14 protein-coding genes are annotated in these 16,056 nt (G+C 34.6%); 7 read left to right on the top strand and 7 right to left on the bottom strand.

Translation table 11 applies throughout. The features are described 5' to 3' along the window. The first annotated feature begins 63 nt into the window (after positions 1–63). Positions 64–789 carry a hypothetical protein gene (locus BLR62_RS01705; RefSeq protein WP_090792329.1) on the top strand — a complete coding sequence of 242 codons (726 nt, stop codon included), beginning with the start codon at positions 64–66 and terminating at the stop codon, positions 787–789. A gap of 104 nt (positions 790–893) precedes the next feature. Here BLR62_RS01705 and BLR62_RS12405 read toward each other — a convergent pair whose 3' ends face one another. Beyond that, positions 894–1,055, bottom strand: a complete 162-nt coding sequence (locus tag BLR62_RS12405; RefSeq protein WP_176759181.1) for a hypothetical protein — start codon at positions 1,053–1,055, stop codon at positions 894–896. Between the two features lie 29 nt (positions 1,056–1,084). Then, positions 1,085–1,753 (bottom strand): hypothetical protein, encoded by a 669-nt coding sequence (locus BLR62_RS01700; RefSeq protein ID WP_090792327.1) that lies wholly within the window; start codon positions 1,751–1,753, stop codon positions 1,085–1,087. A gap of 1,032 nt (positions 1,754–2,785) precedes the next feature. Between BLR62_RS01700 and BLR62_RS01695 the strand changes: the two genes are divergently transcribed. Together BLR62_RS01695 and BLR62_RS01690 are read left to right on the top strand one after the other, a co-directional pair. Continuing rightward, positions 2,786–4,264, top strand: coding sequence for a methyl-accepting chemotaxis protein (locus tag BLR62_RS01695; protein ID WP_176759180.1), 1,479 nt, complete (start codon positions 2,786–2,788; stop codon positions 4,262–4,264). 13 nt (positions 4,265–4,277) lie between these two features. Beyond that, positions 4,278–5,219, top strand: a complete 942-nt coding sequence (locus tag BLR62_RS01690; RefSeq protein WP_090792322.1) for a DUF5692 family protein — start codon at positions 4,278–4,280, stop codon at positions 5,217–5,219. A gap of 115 nt (positions 5,220–5,334) precedes the next feature. On the opposite strand, the gene BLR62_RS01685 is transcribed toward BLR62_RS01690, so the two are convergent. Both BLR62_RS01685 and BLR62_RS01680 read right to left on the bottom strand, forming a co-directional pair. Continuing rightward, entirely contained in the window at positions 5,335–7,008 is a 1,674-nt protein-coding gene (locus BLR62_RS01685) for a GGDEF domain-containing protein (protein WP_090792319.1), read from the bottom strand. 100 nt (positions 7,009–7,108) lie between these two features. Further along, positions 7,109–7,870, bottom strand: coding sequence for a MurR/RpiR family transcriptional regulator (locus BLR62_RS01680; RefSeq protein ID WP_176759179.1), 762 nt, complete (start codon positions 7,868–7,870; stop codon positions 7,109–7,111). Between the two features lie 143 nt (positions 7,871–8,013). On the opposite strand from BLR62_RS01680, the gene BLR62_RS01675 reads away from it, so the two are divergent. From BLR62_RS01675 to BLR62_RS01665, 3 genes are read left to right on the top strand one after another with little or no spacing between them, the layout of a single operon-like run. Further along, complete coding sequence (locus BLR62_RS01675; protein WP_090792315.1) at positions 8,014–9,324, top strand: family 4 glycosyl hydrolase; 1,311 nt, start codon at positions 8,014–8,016, stop codon at positions 9,322–9,324. A 21-nt stretch (positions 9,325–9,345) separates the two neighbouring features. Continuing rightward, a complete protein-coding gene (locus BLR62_RS01670; protein ID WP_090792313.1) occupies positions 9,346–10,095 on the top strand; it encodes a carbohydrate deacetylase in 750 nt (249 codons plus the stop codon). A 22-nt stretch (positions 10,096–10,117) separates the two neighbouring features. After that, entirely contained in the window at positions 10,118–11,533 is a 1,416-nt protein-coding gene (locus tag BLR62_RS01665; protein ID WP_090792310.1) for a PTS transporter subunit EIIC, read from the top strand. Between the two features lie 317 nt (positions 11,534–11,850). Here BLR62_RS01665 and BLR62_RS01660 read toward each other — a convergent pair whose 3' ends face one another. Beyond that, positions 11,851–12,759 carry a M23 family metallopeptidase gene (locus BLR62_RS01660; RefSeq protein ID WP_090792307.1) on the bottom strand — a complete coding sequence of 303 codons (909 nt, stop codon included), beginning with the start codon at positions 12,757–12,759 and terminating at the stop codon, positions 11,851–11,853. 127 nt (positions 12,760–12,886) lie between these two features. Beyond that, the gene (locus BLR62_RS01655) at positions 12,887–13,354 is read right to left on the bottom strand and encodes a hypothetical protein (protein WP_176759178.1); all 468 of its coding nucleotides are present in this window, start codon (positions 13,352–13,354) and stop codon (positions 12,887–12,889) included. Between the two features lie 829 nt (positions 13,355–14,183). Between BLR62_RS01655 and BLR62_RS01650 the strand changes: the two genes are divergently transcribed. Further along, positions 14,184–15,404 (top strand): Fic family protein, encoded by a 1,221-nt coding sequence (locus BLR62_RS01650; RefSeq protein ID WP_090792302.1) that lies wholly within the window; start codon positions 14,184–14,186, stop codon positions 15,402–15,404. Between the two features lie 156 nt (positions 15,405–15,560). On the opposite strand, the gene BLR62_RS01645 is transcribed toward BLR62_RS01650, so the two are convergent. Further along, on the bottom strand, positions 15,561–15,959 hold the full coding sequence (locus tag BLR62_RS01645; RefSeq protein WP_090792299.1) for an RDD family protein: 399 nt from the start codon (positions 15,957–15,959) through the stop codon (positions 15,561–15,563). Positions 15,960–16,056: the final 97 nt, after the last annotated feature.

Below are 16,056 nucleotides of genomic sequence, written 5' to 3'. Positions count from 1 at the left end.
AAAAATAGTAAGGATTCTACAATAAATTGTTACCAAAAAATAAACTAAAGGAGAGGGTTCACAATGAAACAACAACATGAAACAAAAGACGAACATAAGTTAAGCAGTATCAAAAATTTTGAGGAGAAGTATTTAATAAGATCGACATATTGGTTTGGTTCACATTTCGCTAGGTTTATAGCCGCTATAACGTTAGCTTACACAATATCTTTTCTCCTAGTTGCATTCGGTAATAAAATATCTGTACCATGGATATGGTATGTACTTTTATTTATGGGTGTAAAAGAGTGGATATTTATTGGACGAAACTCACACAAGGTAAAACAGGAGCATAAAGAATTCAATGAAACTGAAGTAACCATGGATAAGGTGAGAGATTGGCTTTTAAATGAACAACAACTTCAATCCGTAGAGGCATTGACGTTTTTTAAAGATCATTTGTCACAATCCGTAAAAAAACATGCATCGTATCATATATCTGCACTTAGATCCATTTCTTATGTAGCGTCGTTACCTCTCGTTTTTTCAACTTTAAACTCTTTGTTTTCATGGGCAAAAGACTCCTCATGGTTGGTCACTTTTTTATTCCTATACATTGTAGCGATGTTCTTATTGCTAAATAATATGTATGTAGATAAAGATATGTATAATGAGATTCATTACAATAACCAGAGGATACATGATATCAAAAATATCACTAACCAATTGATCGAGGAGAAATTAGTAGCAGACAAATCTAAACTAGACGTACGATTAAAACGGAATAAAGAACGTTATTTTTTAACTTAATGGGATGCATTAAAAACGTGAGGGATCGAGATCTCCTCACGTTTTTTGTCTACGTATAGATTAATAAACTATTGTATTAAAATCACTTATAAGTTTTAAATAATCTATTGTTTTTTTTGATGACTAAAAAGCAATACGGATACAAAAATAATTAAAAATGTTCCTATTCTATGGACAAGGACATTGTCAGTAATAAATAACAGAATCACTGTTAAAACCATGGCTGTAATCACTGATGATGTGAGCGTTCCGAAGCATTTGTTCATATCATTCTATCCTCCATTTTTTACGAGTACTACTGAAAACCGAAATCAGTCACAGTAACCCAATTATATTTAACCCAGACAGGTCTTGCAGCTGAAGGGGTTACAAATTCTTGTAAAACGGATCCTACTACAGCACCTACCACCGCGCCTGGTAATGAGCCTAATTTCCCTCCAAGTGCAGTGCCACCAGCTGTTGATCCAACATTAAGTATGCTTTCTACGGTCGACCTACTTAACCACACTTGGTACCCCCACCAATAAATTTCAAAGTCGTCTCTTCCTTCTATTGAAGATGTATGTATAGTATTAGCGTGTACAGTGTTTATATCTGGATTAGTATTAGTTAAAATACGATCATTTTTAACAGTCAAGTTATTTTCATCAACATTAGATAATTGCTCATTTGATACTTTCACATGATCTTTTACTTGTTCAAATGCTTCTTTTCCTATATCATCTTTTAATTTTTGTGGATTTGTTATCTCAAATTGTTTATCTTTAACTTCAATATAATCATCCGCTGTCTTCATCAAATCTTCTGATAAAACTGAATAATCACCTTTATCAGAGGATTGTTTCGAGACTGATTCTTCATTATCATCATTTGACACATCAGCACTTACACTTGTGGAAACATTACCTGTAAGTATAGCTAATACAATAGAAACAATTAGAAACTTTACACACATTTTTTTCATGAAAATTCCTCCTTATTTTTAATTTCATGTGCAAAATTAACATATATATTCTTTCTTTACAATAATTACTAATAATTTAAATGTGAGGATATTATTTACTAGCACAATTCTATGATGCTTTTGTTTTTGTGATTGGTTACATAGGTATTTTCTATTTCGTAACTGAAGGTACTAACCTGAGAGTAGAGGGTGGATTAATTTAGAGGAATTATCGTATGCATTAAATGATCGTGCCTCTTATAGATATAGATTTTTACTGATTTTGGACTCACGGTTAAAAATGTTGAAGACAAATTAGAATATCAGCATCATGATACGAGTAAAACAATACCTGCAAGTATAGACACTCTCCAAAGAGATTGACTAAAGAGAAAACTTTACCGACTATTCTTAAACGGCTAAAGGATTTAAAACACGGTTAGGAAACAGGTGAAAGGAACGAATAGTTCAGATTTAGTAAATTATGTTATTTATGTATGCCTATATTTACATTTTTGTGGTATAACATCAATATAAACGTATATAATAAAAACGACCACTAAAGTGCTGGTACACTTTAGTGGTCTACGATCGGTTGCCCATAGAATGGCAGTCTTAATTATAACTTTAGACGGTACCACCCTATTCAAGCGAATTGCTTAGATAGGGTGGTATTACTTTTCTTGCATAAGCAGTATGATTAATGTTCCAAAACTTATCATGATGATAAGACTTTCATACATACTCAAAAGCGTCACCCCCTTTCACCGGGAGTGACCACCACCCTATAAACGCTATCGATACCTTTACTGTAATATTTTCCATATTTATGATCTTTTTAGTGGCAATATTTATATTATTTAAGTCAAACATATATACGTTTTATTTACTAAGGTTCAAAGAAGGTATCTCTATTATAGATCCCTGTTTTTGATCCTGTTTAAATTATCCTCCTATCAATCAGTAAATTTTGAAAAAATATACACATTTTAAGATGAGTGTACGATATAATAAATATATAATATGTAAAAATATTGAATAATGGGGGATTTTATGTCTAAGAAGGAATATTCGTTTGAAGAGAGAAATAGTTTATTAATTAAGTTATATGTAGTATCTGTAGTATTGGCAACGATTATATTGTTTGCCGGGGGTCTCCCGCTGGTGACTAATCTGATCGGTACCTTATTTGGTGTGACAACCGTTGTTTTAGTTTATACGATGAATCGCCTAAACAAGAAAGTGAATTTGATTCCTTACATTTTAATTATTAGCTTAGCGATGATGACGATCTTCATGCTTGAGAATCGTCCTGCGATTACATCCTATTTACTCGTCTATTATAGTATTATTATTATTTCGCTTTATCATTACTATCACTATGTATTGATTTCTGGTTTGTTTGGATTGGTCATTACCAATCTGTTTTTTGTCCGATATGGTGATATAACGGTTGTTGATTATACGACTGTTCACTTGGTGTCATTTAATATTTTGTTCGTATTGATGACCATGTTTCTTATCTATCAATGTATTATTGGAAAAAACATTCAAGGCCAAGCACAGCAGTTAGCATCTGAAGCGATAGAGTCAAAGGGACGCATCGAATCAATCATGCAACAGGTTGGGGTTACAGTAAACAAATTAGATAGTTTAAATGAACAATTAACTGACCATTCCCAATCGACCAATACGTATTCAAATGAATTGGCTACGACCTTTAATGAAATCGCTGGTGGGATAGAAAATCAGGCGGACAGCGCGAGTTCAATAAGCGAATCAATCATGGCCGTTGATCAAGAAGTCAACCATATTGAATCAGAAACAATCACGATGGAAAAAGATGCAAAACATACAGGTGAAGTGGTTAAGGATGGTTTTGCACAAGTCAATCAGTTGACCGATACGATACAGCAAGTTGACTTAACCCTACATAAGACTGTCGCTGAAATGGAAGGATTAAACCAGGCAACAGAAAGCGTAGAAGCGATTTTAAAAACGATTTCAGATATTGCAGATCAGACTAACCTACTTGCATTAAATGCAGCGATCGAAGCTGCACGAGCTGGTGATGCTGGGAAGGGTTTTGCAGTTGTTGCCCAAGAGGTTCGGAAGTTAGCTGAGCACTCGATTGATTCTACAGATGAGATTACGAAAATCTTAAGTCAAATTCAAAATAAGACAAATGAGGCGACAGCAAGAGTGAAAGAAAGCGAAAGTTTATTTAGTGAAAGTAAATCATTAACAAAATCAACGAATCAAGCTTTTAGTAATGTTGATCGTTTTATTGTTGAATTGCAAGCAACCTCTGCAGATTTGAATCAGCGGGTCGTTAAGTTAAGCCAGTCTTCGTCGGTTGTTGTTGATGAAATTAACGATGTCTCTAGTACATCTGAACAATTAAGTGCATCTGTGGAAGAAGTGTTAGCAAGTATTGAAGAACAAAATATAAGAATGAATGACCTAAACGATAAAGTTATTGAAATTGATCAACTAACGGATAAATTAAGAACACATTTGAAAAATGATTAAGGAGTGATCGTTGATGTTCTTCTTCGATGCTTTCCCATGGTACAACATTTTTGTTTGGCTTTTTGTGTTAGCCATCCTTTTGGGGTTAAATCAATGGGTTCGATTAAGCAAGCGGGCAAGTATTATTTTATTTCTGATCTTACCTTTAGTATTAACTGTTGTTTGGTATCTCAACAAAGATAATGAAATAACCTCGTGGTTTACGTGGATAAAGGTCTATTCAGCATTAGCAGGAAGCTTGATTTATATGGGGATACGCTACCATCATTATCATAAAACGTATAGTTGGTATGTCTTTTTGGTACCTGGAATCTTAGCGATAAATATTATTGAAGCGGTCATTCGAGAATTTCAAGTTGGTTGGCAGGAGTTTGAGGGAATGATTGATGGCATGTATTATATTTCTGGTGGCTGGAATTATCTCAATGCTATTGCTGGACTATTGAATCTTTTGTTAATCTGTGGATGGGTAGGCATTTATGCAACAAAGGGTAAGCATAAAGATATGATTTGGCCAGATCAAACGCGTCTATTTATTATCGCATATGGTGTATGGAATATTGCTTATGTTTATTCATGTGCACCAGGAAATGCTTTTTATTCGGGATTCGGTTTAAATATCGCTGCCACTCTTCCTGCTTTATTATGGGCAAAAGGTACATGGATGCAGTCAAGAGCGCATACGCTATCCTTTTGGATGATTTGGGTGATGACGTTTCCTTACTTTTTTGCAGACGGAAGTGCATTTAACGTGAGTGTGAGCTACAATCCAAGTGCTAACTGGGTGCTTGCTAGTATTAGCTTAACATTAAATATGACACTTGCGGTTTGGCAAGTATATCGTATCGTTAAGTATCGTCTTAATCCCTTGAAAGATCAATTGTGGCAAAAGTCCATATCAGAAGATAACGACATCAGTACCGGAGAAGTCGTACTGCCTGCCATTTTAAAATGAGTATATTTTATTTTTGTAAGTCTTACAACATGTAAAGGTCTCAATGATTAAAACCTGTCATTGTATTAACAAATGAAAAGTCCTCATCTATTCTTTAAGAACAGATGAGGACTTTTTAGATTGTTTTGATAGGATCATCATTCCAGAATAGTTGGTTTTTCCCTTTTCGTTTAGCTTTATATAATTCCTGATCGGCACAATCTAGAATTGACTTCGAATCAACGTCATTAGTAATTTCACACATGCCAATGGAGGTTGATGTCGTTAATTTATGCCCATTATAGGAAATGGAATGCTGATGAAAATGGTTCCGAATGTTGTTAGCTATTCGCCTTGCTTCTTTTAATGAACAGTCTTTAAATAGAATAACGAATTCATCACCACCATACCGACATAGCACGTCTCTATCTCGTATATATTGCTTGATCGTATCGGTGAGATAGCATAAGACATAGTCACCGGCTAAATGGCCATACGTGTCATTAATGGGTTTCATATTATCTAAATCTACAATTGCAATAACTGAGGCATCATTCAACTGTCCAAGCTGTTTTTTTAGATACGTGTTATTGTAGACACCTGTAAGTCCGTCTGTCATCGCTTGTTGCATCGCTTCCTGCCTTAACTCTTTTTCCTGAAGCAATTTAATATCTTTTTCTAAAAATAAAACGTAAGTAATGATTAAGGGTAGAAAGCCAATCACAACAATAATAAAGATAGGTGTCGACAATGAGTAGTATCCAACTCTAAAACCTCTAAATACTAATAAAAGACCTAACGTAAAAATAGTAGAAAAATGTAAAAGCATCACAAAAAGCGTATTATTTTTTTTGCAATGGTGAAATGTTATTAATAGTAGGGAAAACACAATCACAATAATACTTAAGAAATAATAATCATAGTAGCTTCTAAAATCAATCATATTCGTTGATATAAAGAAGATAAAAAGGTAATAGCCCAGCTGCATGACCGGAAGTATTAATATATACTTTTTCTTGAGTATTGAATAGAGCGTTAAACCATAAAAAAGAAGACCGATCGATAAGCTGAGTAGTAATGTCTTTTTAATAAAAATGTAATCGACATGAAGGTGCTGTATAGGTAAGTAATCCCATAGATATACGCCTGTAAATAGAGTGCCTAGGCTGAGCCAGAGTAAAAAAACATTGTCTTTTCGATTGAGAAAATAAATAAACAAGCTGAAAAGACCAGACATAAACACCAGTCCAATACCAAGTGTCACTAGTCGCTCGTTAAATAGTCGCAATAAACCAATATTTCGATTACCAGGTGTATTTTCAGAGATCGTGATCGGATTTAATATACCTGTTCTAAAGCTAGCATAACTCGTAATATGTATCGTATTTGTGTCTTCTATCCAATCTTGATCGAGTATTCCGTGAACAATCCCTGCCCGAAGCATACTGAAGCCATCTTCCATATCACCTTCATCAATAATCAACTGATCGTTAAAATGAACACGGATGGCGTTACTATGAACACCATTAAGTACAATTCTATATATTTCACCGTCTAAGTGGCTGAAGTCTTCCTTTGATAAAGAGACCTCATAATGAAAGAGGTTTTCATCACCTGAAGAGAGTTCATAAGTACTGAAATCGGGATCAAAAGAAGAGGACTCTATAAATACAGTATTATCTTCTGTTAAAAAATCAACTTGAGACGTATAAAGGTTTAAAAGTAAAATGCCGGAAATAATCGCTAAATAGATGCCTAAGTAAACAGCTTTATGTTTACGATTTGTAGATTTAGAGGTTTCGTGTCTCATCTTTACTATACACCTTCTTTGTGACGTTAGACCTAATTTATTCGTATTATACCGTAAAGGTTCTAGTGTGTATAGCTATGAATAAGACCAACCCATAAACTTATGGGTTGGTCTTATCAACTTCTTGTACAATACTTTCTAATAAATAATCCATTAGAAATTGTAATGTAATGCTATTCCAATGTTTTTTATTGTTATCTAATGTATCTGTTTTATAGTATAAAGAATAGTTAGCGAGTGAGGTCAATTGATTGCTCGTATCAAGTGTGACACTCACGATCTGGCTATTTTTAAACGCGAATTTTTTGATGGCGTCTATGTACTCCTCACTATTTCCACTAAGTGAAACAATTAAAATTAGCGTATCTTGATCACATTTTTCTGAGACAATTTGCACATCGCCAATCGTTCGAAGTGACTTGAATGTTTTTCCGTAGTACAGCAAGTCTGTCGAGAAATTATCTGCGTGCTGCTTTTGTTTCCATCCCGTTCCAAAGCAATAACAATTCCTACTTTCCAATATTGCCTTCGCTACTTTAGTGATTTCTTTTTCATTTAACCGTCTCGTCAACTTTATATCATTAATCGTTTTTTCGAAATACTCTTCACTGTTAAATGTTGGTTGCTTTTCTTCTTCAATTTCTCCTTTAATGTTGTATCTAAAATCACTAAACCCTTCGAATCCTAGTTTTTTAATAACGCGATGAATCGTTGATACAGATGTGTAACTTTGTTCAGCCAATTCTTTGATTTTCATTTCAGGGATTTTTTTGTAATGGACATTAATATTTTTGATAATCTCAATATCGTTTGCATTCAAATGCTGTAGGTATTTGTTTAGTTGTTTCTCAATTAAGTTCATAAGTGATCCCTCCGAAAAAATTTTCAGGAAATGAAAAAAATTCATTAACATGAAAACGCTTAAGTGTTGGCCGATTTCTCTTCAGTCTATCACAGATTAGTGGTAAAAATAAGATATCAAATAAATTAAAAGGTGGTTAAGACATGACAAACAAGGTAACAATCGCTGGTGGAGGAAGTGGGTACACGCCTGGAATTGTCCTCACGATTTTAGAAAACCGTGCCTCTTTTCCGGTAGATGAGATTCGGTTGTACGATATTGACGAAAAACGAAACAGTGATATGAAAGTTATCGTTCAATATCTAATCCAAAAGAACGGTTATGATGTATCGTTAAAAGCCACTTTAGATCCGAAAGAAGCATTTGAAAACACCGATTTTGTCTTTTCACAAATCCGTGTCGGTGGAATTAAGATGCGAGAAATTGATGAAAAGGTACCACTGAAACACGGAGTAGTCGGACAAGAAACATGTGGTGTTGGTGGATTCTCATATGGTATGCGTTCGATGAAAGGGTTTCTCGAGATGGTTCAGCATGTTCAAGATTATGCGCCAGATGCTTGGATTTTAAATTATACGAACCCTGAAACGCTTGTTGCAGAGTCAGTTAGAAGACAGTTTCCAGATATTAAAATTATAAACGCATGTGATCAAACAATAGCTATTGAAGAATTAATTGCCTATTCATTTGGGTATGAAAGAGAGAACTGGATTAGCAGTTATTACGGTTTAAATCATTTCGGTTGGTACAAAGCAATTTATGATGTATCGAAGCAAAAAGATATTATGCCTGAAGTTATTGATCAAATTGTCAATGAAGGATTTAAGACAGATCAGTTAGGCGAAAGTTGGGCAAAAGCATTTAAGTTGATGGAAAGAATGGTGGCTGATTTCCCGACTCATATACCAAATAATTACCTAGAGTATTATTTATATCCCAACTTAATTGTAGAAGAAGCGGATCCATCCTATACACGAGCAAATGAGATTATGGATGGGCGTTTGAAACAGATTGAAGAAGCGGTTGAAAAAATTAAATCAGCTTCGTCTATGGATGAAGTGGACTATGAAAGTAATTCTCACGGACAATATATTGTCGATATGGCCGTTTCACTTTTAAATAATGAGAATCGCCGATTTATGTTGATTGTGCCAAATAAAGGTGCGATACCCAATTTGCGTGAAGATGCGGTTGTAGAGGTACCTTGTTATGTGAATGCAGAAGGTGCTGAGCCAATTTCATTAAGAGAAGACATTCCCGATTTCCATAAAGGGTTAATGGAAGCGCAGGTTGCGTCAGAAAAATTATTAGTCGATGCCTTTTTTGAAAAATCCTATCAAAAAGCATTAGAAGCCTTTACACTTAATCAATCGATTCCGAATGCTGTTATTGCCAAACGCGTCTTAGATGAATTAATAGAGAGAAACGGGGACTTCTGGGTCGAACTGAATTAAAAAAGAAAATGGGGGAAGGAAATGAGCCTTTTAATTATTAACGCAGATGATTTTGGCTATAGTAAAGGCATTAATTTAGGCATTGTCGATGCTCACAGAGAAGGTATCTTATCATCTACAACCATGATGGCGAATATGCCTGGATTTGAACATGGCGTTCAAATGGCTAAAGAAAACCCTGATCTTGGCATTGGGGTACACTTAGTTTTAACAGCCGGTAAACCCGTGCGACATGATGTTCCATCTTTAATCAATAAAGATGAGTTTCATCATATCAGCTTTTATGAAAAAGATTTCTCGATCGATTTAGATGAATTATATAGAGAATGGGATGCGCAAATTAATAAAATTAAAGATGCTGGAATCCATCCGACACATATGGATACGCATCACCATGTCAATATTATTCCATCTATTACAGAAGTGTTTGTGAAGTTAGCGCGAAAGCATGACTTACCGGTTCGAAATAACTTCATAGTACCGGAAGATGTAAATACAACGAATAAGTTTTTTACTGAATTCGATAACCTTGGATCGACCAAAGAATTATGGAAACCATTTGTTATTACTAATTTAATAAAAGATTGTAAGAAATACGGAACAGTTGAAATCATGTGCCATCCTGGATATGTCGATCATGTTTTACTTGAATCATCGACGCTTTTAGATAACAGGGTGTACACGGTGAAAGAATTGCAAAACCCAGCATATAAAAACATATTAAAAGAAAATGGAATTCAATTAGCAACCTATAAAGACATTATTTCATAACGATTATTTTAGGAGGATTTCCATGGATATAAAAACAAATGTACAAAAGCTTGGAAGGTCAATGCTTGTTCCTGTTTCGGCTATGCCGCTTGCTGGTATTTTACTAAGGCTCTCAGCGGAAGATTTATTTGACATCCCGATCTTATCTGCTGCGGGTAATGCGGTATTTACTAACTTAGATATTTTATTTGCGATTGGTGTTGTTTTTGGTTTTGCTAAAGCGAAAGATAAAGGCATGGCTGCTTTAACAGCTGTTCTAGCGATACTAACGTTGCAACAAGGTTTAGAGATTATAGATCCAGACATTGATATGGGGATCTTTGGTGGTATTGTATCGGGTTCAATGGCGAGCTGGACCTATAACCGATTTAAAGAACAACGGCTCCCACAAGCACTGTCTTTCTTTGCTGGTGAACGTTTCCCTTTAATGGTTGTCTTATTAGTACAAGTGCTCGTAGCTGTGCTGTTTGGATTTATTTGGCCTCCTATTCAGTCAGGTTTAGATATATTTGCTCAAACATGGGTTCAAATGGGTGCTCTAGGTGTTGGGTTGTTCATGTTCTTAAATCGACTATTGATACCGCTAGGCTTGCACCATGTTATTAACTCTTACATTTATTTTGATCTAGATGAGTACACGAATGAAGCGGGAGAAGTATTCCAAGGTGAAATTCCTCGATTTTTAAATGGTGACCCAACAGCAGGTTACTTCTTGGCTGGTTTCTTTGTCATTATGATGTTCGGTGTACCTGGTATTTGTCTTGCGATCTATCGCACGGCTTATAAAGCGAATAAAGAGCGAGTAAAAGGTATTATGGGCGGTGGTGCATTTACATCCTTCCTTACAAACATTACAGAACCTGTTGAATTCACCTTTATGTTCACAGCACCTATTTTATATGTGATTCACTCAATTTTTGCTGGTTTGGCAGGTATGGTAACCTACACGCTCGGTATCAGGTTTGGTTTCTCGTTTGGTGCTTCACTCATTGATTTTACTTTAGGCTATAATATCGCTGAAAATGGCTTGTTAGTTATACCGGTCGGAATCGCCTTCTTCTTCCTTTACTACTTTACGTTTAGTTTTGTTATTCGTAAGATGCAACTGAAAACATTAGGAAGAGAAGACGAAAAAACATTTACCGAAGAGAGAACTGAAGAAGAAAAAGAACTCGGATTAGAAACGAATAACTACACGTTTTTAGCTAAAAAAATGCTTGAGTCTTTAGGTGGAAAAGGTAATATAGAGGACGCATATAACTGTGTCACTAGATTGCGTGTGACCGTTAATGAAGCTGACAAAGTTGATTTAGAACGTATTCGTCAGACTGGCGTAAGTGGTGTCGTTAAAGTGTCAGATACGCATTATCAAATCGTCATCGGCCCTGAAGTAACAAGTGTCATGGGCGAGTTCAATAAATTGTTAGATGATGAATAGAAATACAAAAAGAGTTGATCTTCGTAATGGGGATCAGCTCTTTTATCAACGTGATGCGTTTGGCTGTACATTTTGTCGTATAATAAAAATGACCACTAAGGTGCGGGAACACTTTAGTGGTCTAGGATAGGTTGCCCATAGAATGGCAGTCTTAATTATAACTTTAGACGGTACCACCCTATTCAAGCGAATTGCTTAGATAGGGTGGTATTGTTTTTCTTGCATAAGCGTTAACTCTTTTCGCCGCAAGTGACCACCACTTTAAAAATGCTATTCCTGAACCTATTATTTAGTCAAATACATAAGTCACTCGTGAATCATTGATTTTTAACGATATAGCCACGTGTAATGTATCCGTCTGCCATCTCTTCTTTTGAAAGAGTCAGTCTAGGGTCTATTTTTTTGTACTGCTTAGGAATTTTCAGTTCATAGTTTTCAAATTTAATCGGACATCCTGGATTCGTGAAAAAGCTGTTTCCATTTTGTACTTGGAAATGTAAATGTGGCTCTGTTGAATTACCGGTATTGCCACACGTCGCAACCTTCTCACCTCTTGAGACGTGATCGCCTTCATTGACACATATACTGTCTTTCTTTAAGTGAGCTAGTGTACTATACTCATTTTCACTATGTTTAATCATGATATAATTGCCTGCAATATGCGGTGATCTTGACAGAAATTTTCCGGATTTAAATAGTAGGCTATCTTCCGCTTTATTATAGACTTGTACTACTTCGCCATCTGCAGGAGCTAAAATATCTTGATCATAACAAAAGTAGCTGCTTAGGTTATTGGGTTTGCCTTCATAAGTCGTGCCATTTTCATTCATGATAACAAAATCATAGGCATATCGCTGGGGCGTAATATCCCAAGAGTGAGAATGTGATTTTATGTAACTTCCATTTATAATGACCCATTCACCATCAAACGGAAGGGAATACACAACTTCGCTTTGATAATTTTCAAACGTGGGAGTGTTTTGGCGATATTTGATTTTGATGACAATCTCTCCCAAAAGTTGAAGTGCACTTGCTTTATAAACTGAAAAATCCAAAACAACTTCAACGAACGCAAAAAATGATAAGAGCGAAAGCCAAGTGAAAATGATTGATTCAAAGAAAAATGTCAGTATAACACTAGTTATCCCTACATATTTAACGTTTCTTGAAAACTCTAGTAATAATAATTTTATTTTATATTTGTTAAGTTTATTGTTTAAATTCATAGAACCCCTCTTTGGTTAAATATTTCATAGAATGTCCTCAGCTAATATTAGCCCCTACAAGCAATGAACAATTATACGGGGGGCTTTTAGCAAACCCGCACCAGCCGTTTCTACGCCATTCACGATGTCAAAGATCTGATGAATGGAACTGTTTAAGTTCATCGATTATAGATTGATTTGTTATAAATGTTGGTAAACAAAAAATAGCGCCGACAAAGACGGCTAAAAAGTTAAATGTATCTGTATCTATGTGTATATGCCCTTGAAAAATCAATATAATAGCAATACCAATGAATAGCATTATATTATCTCTAAATTTGTAATGGGCATTATATAAATAGAACTTTTTTTCGTTCAGATAAAAATAAATAGTTAGTAGTATCAATGCCATCAAGAATACAATCCATCTGTGATCCTTACCTAAAACGCGGAATAGGACGATAGATATTGCAGGGAGAAGGATAATGATCGTATTCAAATAACCGATTAGTGCCATTAAAGTTGTCGCTTGTTTATGATTAGGAACTTTTTCTGAAAAGTTATGAGCATGGTTTGAGTAAGCTTCACGAATAGCGGATTGGTTACTGTTGATCATGTTGTTAAGTTTAAATAATAAAAAGAAAGCCATAAGTGTGACGATAAGATTTATGAAAAATGAAGGAGTACCCGTATTATGAAATGATAAGATAACAAGATTGATGAACAAGATAGCTGTTCTCATGCTGAATTCTAGCTTTATTAATTTTTTGATTTTGTGTAATGATGTCATTCTTATTTCGGTATAAAAAGTTAGTGAGAACATATATAAAAGGAAAGGCGAGAAAAACCATAGCGCCATAAATCCTTCTAAATCGAAATGGGTCATTAGAAGGATTAAAGCTATATTATTAATATAGAAAATAATTTGAATCGGTAATGATTTCTTAAATTTAGATATCATAATTAATTACCTCGACTATTCATTTTTGATAGACTATTTCTTATCATCATATTATTTCAAATAAAATAGTGAAACAGAAAATAAATGAAAACACCTGTAAAAAAACCAACTAACCCCATCCGCCTTTTTCATTAGGAACCACCTTACCTTATGAATTTTAGTTACATGGAGAAATCCATTTCTACTTTATCATCATACTATTCATACATAATGTCCAAATTTTAACAGATGCGTATCATTTTTAAAAGAGTTAATAAAACGAGTCAGTTCGTTATTATACATTTTTCCAAATGGTTAAACTCATAATACGAGAATGGAATAGTTGCTTATTGTTTATCCTGACTATATAAAAAAATGTTCAAAATGATAACTTTTCATATAAAAATACACTTCTATGTATTAAAAACAGACAATTTTGATACATAGAAACAGATAAAAGAGCGGTTGTGTGTAAAAATACAATTATGAGAATGGAGGTGTGTTTGTGAAGTATTTGTATAAGATTTTTCATGAAAAGAGTCGTGCTCAATTTGATAAAGAATACAATAAAAGAATGGAACTGCCGACCACCCAAAGGTTAGGTTTAAAAGTAAAGCCTCAAAATCAGCCGAATGCGTTTGAGTTGTTTTATGTACCAACGAACAAGATGATTGATTTAACAGATACTATTCATAAATACGCTAGAGAACTACAGCGAACGTTTGATTTGCTACCAGTTGTGGCTAGAGAGCAATTCATTCTTGAGAGTTTAGTTGAGGAATTGTATAGTACAAATGATATTGAAGGTGTAAAAAGCACCCGAGAAGAGCTTGCCAGGAGTGCAAGAGAAGTCAGATTAAATAAAGATACAAATGTACGATTCAAAAACATGATTAAATCTTATATGAACTTAATAAACGGTGACGTCACAAAGCTTAAGTTACCTTCAAACGTAAGAGATATTTATGATGAAATGACACGTGGTGAAATTGGCAAATCAGATTTACCTGATGGAGCTATATTTAGAAAAGACCCCACCTTTGTTTTAAAGCAGTTAGGGTCAGGAAAAGTGATCCATACAGGACTAATGCCTGAATCAAAAGTTATAGAAGAAATTGAAAATCTATTAACGTTTATGGAAAATGCGCAGCTTCCTATGCTCATTAAAATTGCGATTGGTCATTATTTCTTTGGGTACGTTCACCCGTTTTATGATGGAAATGGTCGAACGTCACGGTTTATAAGCAGTGTCTATTTGTCAGAAGTGCTAGGTGATATTGGAAGCTTATCGCTATCTCGTGGTTGTCATCACGATAAAAAAGAATATTTAACCTCATTTGATCTAACGAATAGCCTGAAAAATCGAGGCGAAATGAACGTCTTTATCGAAACATTCCTTTTTATTGTGTGCAGCGCTTTAGAAGGCATGCTATCTGATTTAAAAGAGAAGTATGAATTATTGCAATTAGCATCTAAAAAGATTGAGACCGAGCCAAAGCTAAATGATCAATCCCATCACTATAAAGATATGATGATTGTGATTGCTCAAAATTACTTTTTTGACTCAAGTAAAGGGATTACAGTTAAAGAATTAGCTCAATTTCTACAATTATCAAAAACGACAGTCAGAAAGATTTTAAAAGAGCTTTTAAACTTATCATTAATTAATCAAACGGGAGAGAGACCTGCTTACTTCAGCATTGATCGTCAATATTTTGAACAGTAAAATAATAATACTTATTAATACGTATGAAGAGAGTCCATTCTTGTTTAGAGGGTGGACTCTAGTTTTATGTAACATTTTATTTATAGGTGTTTTGGAATGAGACAATCATTTTTTGAGTTTGTTGAATAAATTAGAATGAATAATAAGATTGCTCACTCATTCAGGAGCTCTTGATGTCACATACGTTCGAGCCACAAAATCATGAATCGCCCGTTTATCCCGTCCCATTCCTACTAGAATAATGCTAATAAGTGGTAAAAGGCCAAGGAAAAGACTATAAAGAGCTGATTTAACAAGGAATTCTCTCACGATGAGTGTCGGTAAAGTTAGTTTTTTTCCTTGAAGATGAACGATGCGTATGCCAACGGCACGTTTTCCGATTGTGTAGCCATGCCAAAATCGTGGTAATAAGATATTATAAAAAATCGCAAAAACAACTAATATGACGAAGTAGGAATCTGAAACGAACCAATTAATAAGTAGGGCACCGATCATGAGAAAGTTAAAATCAATGATGATCGCTAATATGCGCTCAAAAGCATCGACAGGACTCATATTTGATACATCAATATCGATTGTAAACACCTCCTGAATTGAATAGATAGTGGATAGCGAGATTGACAAAATGTAATAGGTTATACATAGATTGTTT

Source organism: Pelagirhabdus alkalitolerans (assembly GCF_900096905.1).
Taxonomy (GTDB): domain Bacteria; phylum Bacillota; class Bacilli; order Bacillales; family Amphibacillaceae; genus Pelagirhabdus; species Pelagirhabdus alkalitolerans.
This window is presented reverse-complemented; position numbering and strand designations above follow the sequence as displayed.

Bases quoted from the DNA above. Each gene is read 5' to 3' on its own strand.
- BLR62_RS01690 (WP_090792322.1), top strand. From the start codon at position 4,278: ATGTTCTTCTTCGATGCTTTCCCATGGTACAACATTTTTGTTTGGCTT.
- BLR62_RS01675 (WP_090792315.1), top strand. From the start codon at position 8,014: ATGACAAACAAGGTAACAATCGCTGGTGGAGGAAGTGGGTACACGCCT.
- BLR62_RS01680 (WP_176759179.1), bottom strand. From the start codon at position 7,870: ATGAACTTAATTGAGAAACAACTAAACAAATACCTACAGCATTTGAAT.
- BLR62_RS01705 (WP_090792329.1), top strand. From the start codon at position 64: ATGAAACAACAACATGAAACAAAAGACGAACATAAGTTAAGCAGTATC.
- BLR62_RS01670 (WP_090792313.1), top strand. From the start codon at position 9,346: ATGAGCCTTTTAATTATTAACGCAGATGATTTTGGCTATAGTAAAGGC.
- BLR62_RS01665 (WP_090792310.1), top strand. From the start codon at position 10,118: ATGGATATAAAAACAAATGTACAAAAGCTTGGAAGGTCAATGCTTGTT.
- BLR62_RS01700 (WP_090792327.1), bottom strand. From the start codon at position 1,753: ATGAAAAAAATGTGTGTAAAGTTTCTAATTGTTTCTATTGTATTAGCT.
- BLR62_RS01655 (WP_176759178.1), bottom strand. From the start codon at position 13,354: ATGATCAACAGTAACCAATCCGCTATTCGTGAAGCTTACTCAAACCAT.
- BLR62_RS12405 (WP_176759181.1), bottom strand. From the start codon at position 1,055: ATGAACAAATGCTTCGGAACGCTCACATCATCAGTGATTACAGCCATG.
- BLR62_RS01695 (WP_176759180.1), top strand. From the start codon at position 2,786: ATGTCTAAGAAGGAATATTCGTTTGAAGAGAGAAATAGTTTATTAATT.
- BLR62_RS01660 (WP_090792307.1), bottom strand. From the start codon at position 12,759: ATGAATTTAAACAATAAACTTAACAAATATAAAATAAAATTATTATTA.
- BLR62_RS01645 (WP_090792299.1), bottom strand. From the start codon at position 15,959: ATGAGTCCTGTCGATGCTTTTGAGCGCATATTAGCGATCATCATTGAT.
- BLR62_RS01685 (WP_090792319.1), bottom strand. From the start codon at position 7,008: ATGAGACACGAAACCTCTAAATCTACAAATCGTAAACATAAAGCTGTT.